The organism is Kurthia sp. Dielmo, assembly GCF_000307285.2.
Classification (GTDB): domain Bacteria; phylum Bacillota; class Bacilli; order Bacillales_A; family Planococcaceae; genus Kurthia; species Kurthia populi.
Window position 1 is genome coordinate 729,007 of sequence record NZ_HE578956.1, and the last position, 12,597, is coordinate 741,603.

Annotated in this window: 12 protein-coding genes; 11 read left to right on the plus strand and 1 reads right to left on the minus strand. The window is 40.0% G+C overall.

The genetic code is table 11. The features are described from left to right. Positions 1 to 26 precede the first annotated feature (26 nt). A complete protein-coding gene (locus KTHG_RS03920) occupies positions 27 to 887 on the minus strand; it encodes a YitT family protein (protein WP_020189622.1) in 861 nt (286 codons plus the stop codon). A gap of 200 nt (positions 888 to 1,087) precedes the next feature. On the opposite strand from KTHG_RS03920, the gene dapB reads away from it, so the two are divergent. From dapB to KTHG_RS03975, 11 genes are all read left to right on the plus strand, one after another. Then, positions 1,088 to 1,885 carry a 4-hydroxy-tetrahydrodipicolinate reductase gene (dapB, locus tag KTHG_RS03925; protein WP_020189623.1) on the plus strand — a complete coding sequence of 266 codons (798 nt, stop codon included), beginning with the start codon at positions 1,088 to 1,090 and terminating at the stop codon, positions 1,883 to 1,885. A gap of 17 nt (positions 1,886 to 1,902) precedes the next feature. Further along, the gene (gene mgsA, locus KTHG_RS03930; protein ID WP_020189624.1) at positions 1,903 to 2,322 is read left to right on the plus strand and encodes a methylglyoxal synthase; all 420 of its coding nucleotides are present in this window, start codon (positions 1,903 to 1,905) and stop codon (positions 2,320 to 2,322) included. A 78-nt stretch (positions 2,323 to 2,400) separates the two neighbouring features. After that, positions 2,401 to 3,546: an N-acetyl-alpha-D-glucosaminyl L-malate synthase BshA gene (gene bshA / locus KTHG_RS03935; RefSeq protein WP_020189625.1), complete on the plus strand. Its 1,146-nt coding sequence runs from the start codon at positions 2,401 to 2,403 to the stop codon at positions 3,544 to 3,546. Continuing rightward, the gene (locus KTHG_RS03940) at positions 3,527 to 4,690 is read left to right on the plus strand and encodes a CCA tRNA nucleotidyltransferase (RefSeq protein WP_020189626.1); all 1,164 of its coding nucleotides are present in this window, start codon (positions 3,527 to 3,529) and stop codon (positions 4,688 to 4,690) included. Before bshA ends, KTHG_RS03940 begins: the two co-directional genes overlap by 20 nt. After that, on the plus strand, positions 4,674 to 5,657 hold the full coding sequence (locus KTHG_RS03945) for a biotin--[acetyl-CoA-carboxylase] ligase (RefSeq protein WP_020189627.1): 984 nt from the start codon (positions 4,674 to 4,676) through the stop codon (positions 5,655 to 5,657). Before KTHG_RS03940 ends, KTHG_RS03945 begins: the two co-directional genes overlap by 17 nt. Positions 5,658 to 5,777: 120 nt before the next feature. Beyond that, complete coding sequence (gene dinG, locus KTHG_RS03950; RefSeq protein WP_020189628.1) at positions 5,778 to 8,561, plus strand: ATP-dependent DNA helicase DinG; 2,784 nt, start codon at positions 5,778 to 5,780, stop codon at positions 8,559 to 8,561. Positions 8,562 to 8,597: 36 nt separating this feature from the next. Beyond that, entirely contained in the window at positions 8,598 to 9,083 is a 486-nt protein-coding gene (locus KTHG_RS03955; RefSeq protein WP_020189629.1) for a cell wall elongation regulator TseB-like domain-containing protein, read from the plus strand. Between the two features lie 90 nt (positions 9,084 to 9,173). Beyond that, positions 9,174 to 10,466, plus strand: coding sequence for an asparagine--tRNA ligase (gene asnS, locus KTHG_RS03960; protein ID WP_020189630.1), 1,293 nt, complete (start codon positions 9,174 to 9,176; stop codon positions 10,464 to 10,466). A gap of 248 nt (positions 10,467 to 10,714) precedes the next feature. Continuing rightward, positions 10,715 to 11,434, plus strand: a complete 720-nt coding sequence (locus KTHG_RS03965; RefSeq protein ID WP_020189631.1) for a DnaD domain-containing protein — start codon at positions 10,715 to 10,717, stop codon at positions 11,432 to 11,434. Position 11,435: 1 nt separating this feature from the next. Then, a complete protein-coding gene (nth, locus tag KTHG_RS03970) occupies positions 11,436 to 12,095 on the plus strand; it encodes an endonuclease III (RefSeq protein ID WP_020189632.1) in 660 nt (219 codons plus the stop codon). Further along, on the plus strand, positions 12,092 to 12,439 hold the full coding sequence (locus KTHG_RS03975; protein WP_020189633.1) for a YpoC family protein: 348 nt from the start codon (positions 12,092 to 12,094) through the stop codon (positions 12,437 to 12,439). The genes nth and KTHG_RS03975 overlap by 4 nt, the downstream gene beginning before the upstream one ends. Positions 12,440 to 12,597: the final 158 nt, after the last annotated feature.

Below are 12,597 nucleotides of genomic sequence, written 5' to 3' on the forward strand. Positions count from 1 at the left end.
TTTTTATACATTCGGTCGTTTTTTGTCTATCGGTTGATTGGTTGCTTTTTATCATCGAGTGTAAAGCCTTCACCTGCAACGTCATGAACTTCTGAAATACTCATGAACGCGTGTGGGTCAATCCCATTCACAATCGATTTTAATTTAAATAATTCATTTTTAGAAACGACACAATAAATAACGCGTTTTTCTTCGCGTGTATAATAGCCATTCCCATGTAGCAATGTGACACCACGATCAAGTTGTTTCGCAATTTTAGCAGCAATGGCTTCATATTCACCTGAAATGATAAATGCGCCACGTGCAGCATATGCACCTTCTTGCACAAAATCAATAACTTTTGCACAAACAAATACAAATACGAGCGTATAAATTGTTGTACGTGCATTTAAATACGTCAACATCGATAAAGAAATAACAATGGCATCAATTAATAACATCGTTTTGCCCATCGACCAACCAAAATATTTATGAACAACACGCGCGATAATATCTGCACCACCTGTTGTACCCCCGTAGCGGAATACAATACCAAGACCCCCACCTAAAAAGACACCAGCAAGCAGTGTTACAAGAAGCATATCGTCATGTAGGTCAATATGGAAGTTCATATGCTGGAACACTTTAATAAAGAGTGATACAGAAATAGTTCCAATTAATGTATAAATAAATGAACGACGTCCGAGAATTTTCCAGCCGATAATAAACATCGGAATATTTAAGATGATGTTCATTAAAGCGGGGTCAAGGCTAAAGACGAAGTATAAAATTAGTGTGACACCAGTAATGCCACCTTCACCGAGCTCGTTTTCCATATTAAAGTTAACGAGACCAAATGAGTAAAGCGCAGCACCTAGCATGATGAACACAATGTTTTTGAGTTTCAAACAAGTCCCTCCTAGATGATTTTTCAGTCAAGTCATACACGACTACAAAAAATTTTGGTACACTATGTGTAAGCCGTTTATCAGCTGGCTCATAGGTTTCTATTATCGTTTATTTACACATAATTGACAACCTTAATCGCGACACGTTTTACGTTCTAAGCGATAACAAGGGGATACATACACATTGGAGGAATGAAATAATGACAGTTCGCGTAGCAATTGCAGGACCACGAGGTAAAATGGGGAAAGAAGCAGTACATACCGTAATGAAAGCGACCGATATGGAGCTTGTAGCTGTATTGGACCATCGTGAGATTGCGATGAACCTAACAGCATATAGTGAATTTCCAGAAAACTATGACGTTGCGGTTTATACAGATTTAGAAGCGTTAATCAAGGATACCAAGCCGGACGTATTTGTTGATTTAACGACACCAAAAGCCGTCTATACACATACGAAAACATTGCTCGAGCATCATGTACGTCCAGTTATCGGCACAACAGGTTTTACAGATGAGCAATTGCAAGAAGTAACGGATTTAGCGAAAGCAAATGGCACAGGCGCAATTATCGCACCAAACTTTGCGATTGGTGCAGTGTTAATGATGAAATTTGCGGCAGAAGCGGCGAAATATATGCCAGATGTTGAAATTATCGAACTACATCATGACCAAAAATTAGATGCACCATCTGGTACAGGTGTCAAAACAGCACAGTTAATCGCTCAAAATCGCCCAGCCCATAAACAAGGGCATCCTGAGGAACATGAAACAATCCAAGGTTCACGCGGTGGCGATATCGAAGGTATGCGTATTCATAGCGTACGTTTACAAGGCCTTGTTGCACATCAAGAAGTGTTATTTGGTGGCGAAGGCCAAATGCTGACAATTCGTCACGATTCATATAATCGCGCTTCGTTTATGTCGGGTGTGAAATTATGTATTGAAAAAGTAGTCGACTTAAATGAACTAGTTTACGGCTTAGAAAATTTATTATAAGATAGGAGCGTTTTTTTATGAAAATCGCTTTAATTGCGCATGATAAAAAGAAAGATGATATCGTGCAATTCTCAGTAGCATATGAGCAAATTTTGGCTGAACATGAGTTGTTTGCCACAGGGACAACGGGACTGCGTATTATGGAAGCAACGGATTTAACGATTACACGTTTCCGTTCGGGTCCACTTGGCGGTGACCAACAAATTGGTGCCATGATAGCCGTCAATGATATGGATTTAGTGCTCTTTTTCCGCGATCCATTGACAGCGCAACCACATGAGCCGGATATTTCGGCGTTAATGCGTTTATGTGACGTTTATCAAGTCCCCCTTGCTACGAATATGGGGACAGCGGAAGTGCTGTTAAAAGGTTTACAAGAGGGCTTTATTGACTGGCGCTTACTTGCTGAGCGTCGCAGTGCCTCACAAACGAAATAATATGATACTGTATAAGGTGTAGCTAATCGTAGCTACACCTTTAGTATGATATTGAACAACAAAGAAAGGACGGGTCGGATGAGAAAATTAAAAATAGGAATTACGTGCTATCCGACAGTCGGTGGCTCTGGCGTTATGGCGACAGAGCTTGGGAAAATGCTAGCGGAGCGCGGGCATGAAATTCATTTCATTACATCTAGCATGCCGTTTCGCTTAAATAAAGTGTATCCAAATATTTTCTTCCATGAAGTGGAAGTTAATAATTATTCGGTATTCCAATATCCACCGTACGATTTAGCGCTGGCAAGTAAAATTGCAGATGTAATAAAAGAAGAACAATTGGATGTGTTGCATATGCATTATGCGATTCCACATGCGGTCTGCGCAGTGCTTGCGAGAGATATGTGTGGCTGTAATATCGGTATCGTCACAACACTTCATGGTACGGATATTACTGTACTAGGAGAGGATACATTATTACAAACAGCTATTAAATACGGTATCGATAAATCAGATATTGTTACAGCTGTTTCAGATTCACTAAAACAACAAACCTATGAATTAATCGACACGACAAAACCAATTGAAACGATTTATAATTTTGTCGATATGCGTGAATATTATAAACGTGATAATGCAGAGTTAAAAGAAGGCTTTGGCATTGCAGCCCATGAAAAAGTCATTATCCATGTGTCGAACTTCCGTAAGGTGAAGCATGTACCTGATGTTGTGGAAACATTTTTGAAAATTCGCCGAGAAGTTCCAGCGAAGTTATTACTTGTTGGAGATGGACCAGAAAAGCATGAAGTGATGAAACAAGCACGTGCGAGCGACTATACAGATGATATTTTATTCCTTGGTCGTCAAGATAATTTAGCTGAATTATATTCTATTAGTGATTTAAAACTACTGATGTCTTCAAAAGAAGCGTTTGGTCTTGTATTGCTCGAAGCAATGGCTTGTAGTGTACCAGGTATTGGAACGAATATTGGTGGGATTCCAGAAGTCATTGTCGAAGGTGAAAATGGCTATATTGTTGAATTAGGCGATACCGAAGCGGCAGCAAAAAAAGCTATTTCGTTATTACAGGATGATGCGAAGCTAGCTTCATTTAGTGAAGCAGCACGAAAACATGCACATGAGCATTTCCGTGCAGAAAAAATTGTTGAACAATATGAAGTATTGTATGAGAAGGTGGCACGTCATGACAACGATGCAATTTGATGCAGCCTTCAAGGTTATTGATGCTTTGCAGCTAGCAGGCTATGACGCAGTCGTTGTTGGCGGCGCAGTGCGCGATACATTATTAGGTGTACCCGTGCATGATGTCGATGTCGCAACGAGTGCAACGCCGGAACAAACGAAAACGGTTTTTCAAAAAACGGTCGATATTGGTATTGAACATGGCACGATTCTTGTACTTGATATGGGTGAACCGATTGAGGTCACAACATTCCGTACAGAAGGCACATATGCAGACCACCGGCGCCCGGATAACGTTGATTTTGTGACGGATTTAGCGGAGGATTTGCGTCGTCGTGATTTTACGATTAACGCAATGGCACTACGTTCAAAAACGGACATCGTTGATTTATTTGGTGGACAAGATGATTTAGCAGCACATATCGTTCGCGCAGTTGGTGTGGCCGAGGAACGCTTTGCAGAAGATGCACTGCGTATGTTACGTGCTGTACGTTTTAGCGCAAAATTAAACTTTGATGTTGAACAGCAGACGTATACCGCGATGAAAAAACGCGCTGCAGATTTACGCTTTATTGCCATTGAGCGCATTAAAGCGGAGTTTGATCAAATTGTTCGTAGTGGACAGCCATATCGAGCCTTTCAGTTACTTGTTGATACAGGGCTCTCTACATATTTACCGGGTTCATTTCAAACAATTGAGCAGTGGCGCGGCTTTAAAGCACAAGATTCATTAACTGGTTGGGCGTTCTTTAGTTACCTAGAGCAAGATGTGCAGCTGATTTCTCGCTATCGTGGATCAAATAAGGAACAGCGCTTTGTGAAGCATGTATTTCAGGCATTACAAACGCTAAAAACGGCACCGACACCACGTGAGTTATTTGATCTTGACGAAGTGGTGTGGCAAGCCGCTACGATGATTGCCAACCATGTATGGCAGACGAATCATACCGTGGAAGACATTTTAGCAACTAAAGCAGCGCTACCGATTCAACAAAAAAATGATCTTGCCGTAACAGGCAAGGAATTTTTAGCCTGGAGTGGTCAAAAGGGTGGGCCATGGTTAAAAGAAGCATTACAACAACTATTAAATGGTGTGTTGGATGGGACGATTCTAAACGACGAACAACACATAAGGGGATGGTTTGAACGTGAGTGGAAATTTTAAATATGAATTACTAAAACGGCTCCAAGCGGCTGGAAATGAACCACTATCTGGTCAACAAATCGCAGATGAATTAAATATTTCACGCACAGCGATTTGGAAACATATTAACCAATTAAAAGAAGAAGGCTATGAAATCGAAACCATTCGTAAAAAAGGCTATATTTTAAAACAAGCAGCGAATAATTTAGACCCAGCAAAAATTAAAGCCCTACTTGAAACAACACATTTCGGCCATACTATTTTTTATGAAGAAGTACTCGATTCGACACAACCAACTGCTCACCGACTTGCACAGGAGGGTGCAAAAGAAGGCACACTTGTTATTTGTGAGGAGCAAACAGCAGGACGCGGTCGTATGATGCGCGAATGGCAGTCACAAAAGGGGAAAGGAATTTGGATGAGTGTTATTTTACGTCCAGATGTGCCAACACATAAAGCACCGCAGTTTACGCTCGTAGCAGCAGTTGCTGTTGCGCGAGGTATTGAAGACGTAACAGGCGTGCGCCCGGCAATTAAATGGCCAAATGACTTATTAATTAATGGCTTGAAATGCACCGGCATTTTAACTGAAATGCAGTCTGAACCAGATCTTGTGAATGCACTTATTATGGGTATTGGTATTAATGTGAACCATGAGCAACAAGATTTCCCTGAAGAAATTCAAGGCATTGCGACGTCATTAAAATTACAGGCAGGAAAAGAAATTGACCGTGCAGAATTAACTGCGCGTATTTTATTCTATCTAGAACGCTATAGCGCTGAGTATGTAATAGAAGGCTTTGAAAACATTAAAAAACAATGGGAAAGCTATTCATGCACACTAGGTCAGCGCATTAAAGCGACAACATTACGTGATGTTCTAATTGGGGAAGCTGTTGAAATTACAGATGATGGCGTCTTAAAAATTAAATTAGATAATGGTGAAATTAAAGGTGTTTATTCGGCCGATATTTCATTAGAACCATAAAAAGGAGAGGATTCGCATTATAGGCGGAGCCTCTCTTTTTTATTACAGGAATCTAGTAGGCTTACATGTAGGATATATGATAAAATCAAGTATATTATGAACGGAAAGTGTGAAGTATTTATGGAAAGTCAAACGTATGCTGTTGTTGATTTAGAAACAACAGGGCATTCTTCAAAGCAAGGCGACCGCATTATTCAAATTGCGATTGTGTTTATGAAAGATTGGCAAGTCGTGGATACTTACACGAAATTTGTTAATCCAGAGCAAAACATCCCGTCGTTTATTGAGGATTTAACCGATATTTCAAACGCGGATGTCGCGCATGCGTTGCCATTTCAGGACATCGCATACGATGTATATGAAAAACTACAGGGGACGGTTTTTGTCGCGCATAACATCGATTTTGATTTACCATTTTTACAATCAGAGTTTACGCGCTGTGGGATTCCGCTATGGCAAGGAAAATCACTTGATACGGTTGAATTAGCGAAAATTTTATTCCCAACATCGTATAGCTATAAGTTGCAAGACTTAGCGTTAGAGCTTGGTATCATTCACCAAAAAGCCCATCGTGCAGATGATGATGCCTTAGCGACCGCCTATTTATTAAAGGCATGTTACGATAAAATGCTACAGTTACCATTACGTGTGCTTGAACAATTGCATAAGCGTTCCTTTAAGGCGAAAACGAATATTTCAGCGTTGCTTTTTGACGTTATTCGCGAGAAAAGGCAAGGTACGAAAAAACCAATAGGGTATACGACATACCGTGGCGTCACATTAAAAGAACAGGTACCTGTAGTAAAAGAACAGGTGAAAAAATGTAGTTACCCAGCATCACTAGAAGCGAAGAAAACATTGTTTGAAGCTCAGTTTGAACGATTTGAAATTCGTGACGGTCAGTTCCGTATGATGGATAGTGTCTGGAATTCATTAAATAATCGACAAGAAGTATTGATGGAAGCATCAACAGGTATCGGCAAGACATTAGCCTATTTGATTCCAGCGATGATTTATACGGCACGTCATGACGGCAAAATGGTCATTAGTACATATACCTCACATTTACAGGAGCAGTTGTTAATGGAGGAATTGCCAAAAGCCGAAGCTATTCTTGATATGAAGGCGAATGTGGCGGTATTAAAAGGTATGAAGCATTACGTCGATATTGATCGCTTTAGTGACATGATTCAAGTGTTCGATGATTCCTATGACGAGAACTTTGCGAAGATGCAATTTATTACGTGGTTAGCAGAAACGACATCTGGGGACTTGACGGAACTAAATTTATCAGGTGGCGGCCATTTATTTTTAGAAAAGGTACGTCGTAGTGACACCACAAAAGATACGCGTCGCAAGGGAGCTTTTGACTTTTATTTGGCAGCACTTGAGCAATGTAAGTCAGCCGATTTAATTGTGACGAATCATGCGATGGTTGTTGCGGATCTACAGCGTTCAGAACCGATTCTAAACAATATTGATGGCTGGATTATTGATGAGGCGCATCAGATGGTGCAAGCGGCAATGGTACGTGAAGAAACGGTGTTTTTATATCGAGAATGGAAGTATGTACTCGGTCAATTAGGCTCGATGTCTCAGCGCACACTCGAGCATGATTTCTATGCACGTATCGAGTCATCAGGACGTGTTCATATTCGCAAGGTGTTCGAGTGTCAGCAATATTTTGGCAATATGCTGGATTCCTTTGAACGCGCCATGAAACAAATGACGAAGTATTTAAATTTACCAGCCGGTGTTACAAGGTCAATGAAATATACATTTTTATGGCAAGATGTGCAAATTGAGCAACTTTTACTACGCGAAGTTAGTCAACATTTAGGACGCTTTTTAGCAAGTGCTAAGCAACTGACGACCGTTTATTTACAACAAGTAGATGAATTGCCTTTATCACAGCAGGCAACATTAGATGATTGGCATTACTGGCTAGACGAACTAGCATTAAAACATGCAGAGTGGGATGCTTTGTTCTTACAACAACGCCGTGCTGAAACGATGTGGCTAGAGCTTGATGCCCGTAGCTTACCAGGAAGTATTCAAATTATGAAAAAACCGTTAAGTATTAAGCGCACGGTTATGAGTGTTTTTGATAAATTCCGTGGCAAAATGGGAATTGTATGGGCATCTGGTACATTAACAGCTCCAGAGAATACGCGCTTTATTGCCAATCAGCTAGGAATTGATGCGTCGGTGCCGTTGTATCAATTCCAAGCACCTGCTTCCTATTATGAAGGCGCACAAGTATATATTGTGGACGATATGCCAGATATTAAAGGTGTATCACAAATGATTTACATTGAGCATGTGGCACAGGCGATTGTTGAAACGGTGCTTGCTACAAATGGTCGATGCTTTGTATTATTTACATCGCAGGAAATGTTGAAAAAGACCGTTATGCTTATTCAAGAAACCGACCAACTTGAAGAATTTATGCTGTTTGCACAAGGTGTTTCAAGTGGTAGCCGCATGAAGCTATTAAAAATGTTCCAAAAATTCGAGCGCTCGGTATTATTTGGCACAAATTCCTTCTGGGAAGGTGTTGATGTACCAGGGGATGCATTGTCAGCAGTTATTGTTGTGCGTTTGCCTTTTACCTCACCAAACGAACCGGTGTTTAAAGCAAAAGCAGATGCATTACAGGCAAAAGGCATGAATTCATTTTATAAACTATCTCTTCCTGAGGCGATTATTCGCTTTAAACAGGGCTTTGGCCGTTTAATTCGTTCGTCACATGATAAGGGGGCATTTATTATTTTGGATCGCCGAATTGAGACAAAATCATATGGCCATCAGTTTTTAGATGCTCTACCAAATGTCCCTGTTGAAAAAGTTCCGCTTGGGGATATGGTGTTACAATTAGAACATTGGTATAATGATGAAGTATGAACAGGTTCGTACAACTTAAACGTATAAGGTGATAACATGAAAAACTGGTTAAAATTCTTATCCATATTTTTCGTTTGTTTGGCACTCGTGTTAGTCGTTATTATCGGTTGGAGTGCATACTCACCGTTTCGTAGCATTGAAAGCCAAGCAGAAGATGCCGTCATTCAAAATAAGCAGTTAAAAGAAGTAAGCGAATCTTACGTCTACAATGGGACATCTTCGTATGTGACGGTAATTGGTAAGGATAGCAAAAATAAAGATAAGGCGATCTTTGTATTGCAAGATCAGGTCAATCAAAAAGGACCTGCACTGAAAATGAAAAATGGCATTTCAGCAGAAGAAGCAGTGGAAATCGCCAAGAAAAAAGATCCAAATATGAAACGCGTGCTCCATACGAAGCTGGGTTTAGAAAAACCAGGTGCGGTATGGGAAATAACGTATAAAACAAAAAATGACAAACTGAATTACGTGTATATCACATACACTTCAGGTAATTGGTGGAAGCGAATTACGAATTTGTAATGTAAAATAGAAATAATTATGTCTTTTGCTAGATGTTTGTATATAATGGTAATGAAAACTATAGCGAATCGCTGTTAAATGGAGGATACTATGACAAAAATTATGATTTCAGATATGCCTAAGCATGTCGGTGAAACAGTTACCATTGGCGCTTGGTTATTTAACAAACGTTCAAGCGGTAAAATCGCATTTCTACAATTACGTGACGGCTCAGGCTTCGTGCAAGGCGTTGTCGTAAAAGCAAACGATGAAGAGGTTTTTGCAACAGCAAAAGCACTTCACCAAGAAACATCAATGTACGTAACAGGTGAAGTAACAGAAGATACACGCTCTTCATTCGGTTACGAACTACAAGTAACAGGAATTGAAGTTATCGGAGAAGCACATGATTATCCGATCACACCAAAAGAACACGGTGTTGAATTTTTAATGGACAACCGTCACTTATGGTTACGTTCTAAAAAACAACACGCTAATATGGTCGTACGTAATGAAATTATTCGTGCAACATATGAGTTCTTTAATGATAATGGCTTCAAAAAAGTCGATCCACCAATCTTAACAGGTTCTGCACCAGAAGGAACATCTGAATTATTCCATACAAAATATTTCGATCAAGATGCATACCTTTCTCAATCAGGCCAACTTTACATGGAAGCTGCTGCAATGGCACTTGGTAAAGTTTTCTCATTCGGTCCAACATTCCGTGCCGAAAAATCAAAAACACGTCGCCACTTAATCGAGTTCTGGATGATTGAACCAGAAATGGCGTTCGTTGAACATGATGAATCACTTGAAGTACAAGAACAATTTGTTGCACATGTTGTTCAATCTGTACTGAAAAATTGTAAATTAGAGCTTGAAGTACTTGGTCGTGACACAGCGAAGCTTGAAAAAGTAACAGCGCCATTCCCACGTATTTCTTATGATGATGCCATCGAATTCTTACACAAAGAAGGCTTTGATGATATTCAGTGGGGTGATGACTTCGGTGCACCACATGAAACAGCTATTGCAAATCACTTTGATTTACCAGTATTTATCACATGTTATCCAAAAGGTATCAAACCATTCTATATGCAACCACACCCAGATCGTGACGATGTCGTGCTTTGCGCTGACTTAATCGCACCAGAAGGCTATGGTGAAATTATCGGTGGTTCTGAACGTATTTGGGATTATAAATTAATGAAAGAACAAATCGAAGCAGCTGGTTTAGACCCAGAAGCATACGCATGGTACTTACAACTACGCGAATTCGGTTCAGTTCCTCACTCAGGTTTTGGTTTAGGTTTAGAACGTACAGTTGCATGGATTACAGGTGCAGAGCATGTACGTGAAACAATTCCATTCCCACGTTTATTAAACCGTATTTACCCATAGTACGTTTAGTAAGCAGCTAGCATTGCTAGAAATCCAGACCATTTCTAGCAATGACCTTGCCCACCAGACAGGGCAGGAAAAGTTACAACAGTCAGTCGAACCACATTTCAAAAGAAATGTGGTTCTTTTTTATAGAAACGATAAAAAAGTTGAACCATTTCAAAGGTAGCAAAGCGCGAATAGGTAGTGTTATAATGAGCATTGAACGTCTGAGAAGACATAACAATTTTGCATTGGAGGAGTCATACGTGAACGAACAACAAAAAAGGCTCCAAACGTGGATTGAGCGTGGAAATGTGACCATTTCACAGCTCTTTTTTCAATATTATAAAGAGCTTATGATCGCCGACAATGATGCCATGCTTATTATGCATTTACAGGCATTTCATGATGAAGGCGAATTATTCCCAACACCAAATCGTATTGCAGAACGTATGCATTTATCAGCTGATGCGATTTCAGCTGCGATGCAACGCTTAATGCAAAATGGCTATATTGAAATTGTACAAAATATTACAGATGGTGTTCTTTATGAACAAATTAATTTAATGCCACTGTGGATGCGATTACTAGATTGTGTAACAAATGAAAAACAACAAGTGCAAGAACAACAAATTGAGATTGAAGAAGGCGAATTATTCCGCTTATTTGAGCAAGAATTTGGTCGTCTTTTATCACCAATGGAAGCAGAAACTGTGGCGATGTGGTTAGACCAAGACCATCACACACCTGCTTTAATTCGTAAGGCACTCATGGAAGCCGTATTAGCACAAAAAGTAACGATGCGTTACATTGACCGTATTTTATTTAATTGGAAGAAAAACAATATTAAAACGGTTGAAGAAGCGGATCTTTATGCGCAGAATTTCCGTGATCATAATTTGAAAAAGCAATTACAACAGCAGCCTGAACTAACACAACCTGTCAAACGGGCGCCTTTTTATAATTGGCTAGAAGAGGAGGAATAGCATGTTAACAATTAAGCAATGGTTACATTGTTTAGATGAGATGGATGCGATGTTCCCAGATGCGCAATGTGAACTCGTCCATGATAATCCGTTTGAATTAACGATTGCGACGTTATTATCTGCGCAATGTACCGATGTACTCGTTAATAAAGTGACGAAAACATTGTTTCAAAAATATAAAACACCAGAAGATTATTTGGCGGTGCCTCTTGAAGAACTTGAGCAAGATATTCGTTCAATCGGTTTATTTCGTAGTAAAGCGAAAAATATTCAAAAGCTATGCCAGCGTTTATTAGACGTTTATAATGGCGAGATTCCAGCAGACCGTGAAGAACTTGTTACTTTGCCCGGCGTAGGGCGTAAAACAGCAAATGTCGTATTATCGGTTGCCTTCGATGTACCTGCAATGGCAGTTGATACGCATGTAGAGCGTATTACGAAGCGTTTAGGCCTTTGTCGCTGGAAAGATAGTGTCTTAGAGGTTGAACAAACGATTATGCGTAAAACGCCAATTGAGCGCTGGAATAAAGCACATCATCAAATGATTTTCTTTGGTCGCTATCATTGTAAGGCGCAACGTCCAGGGTGTCATACCTGCCCATTATTTGATGACTGTCGAGAAGGGCAGAAGCGTTTTAAGAAAGGACTTGTCATTCGATGATAGAAGCACATAAAGAAAAAATTTCAAAAGAAGCGGTAGATGAATGGTTTGCAATGTGGGAAACACAAGAACGTGCAATTCATGAAGCACATCATAATCGTGATAAAGCGGTGAAAGCTTTAATGGAGCAAGCGATTGTACATTACGAGCAATTTATTCAAAATGCTTCAAATACAACAGATGCCTTACAAGTGAGCGAAACATATGAAGTGTTGCCAATCAATGGTATGGAACGTTTGCAATTTGTAAAAACACGTCCAGGACAATATGCATGCTATCGTCAGTTAGATGAATTATTCATTGAAACGAAAAAACGCTGTGCACGTCTGCGCTTGAAAAAATAATGAGACTTACGCAAAAAAAGAGGCTTTGACATACGTGTAAAGACAACCGTTCCTATGAGCATAAGAAAAACCGGCATCGCGCTGTGGCGCGGTGCCGGTTTTTCGTTGCGAACGCTAAAAAAAGAAAATAACGTGTTTGGAACTGACCCACGAAAGTG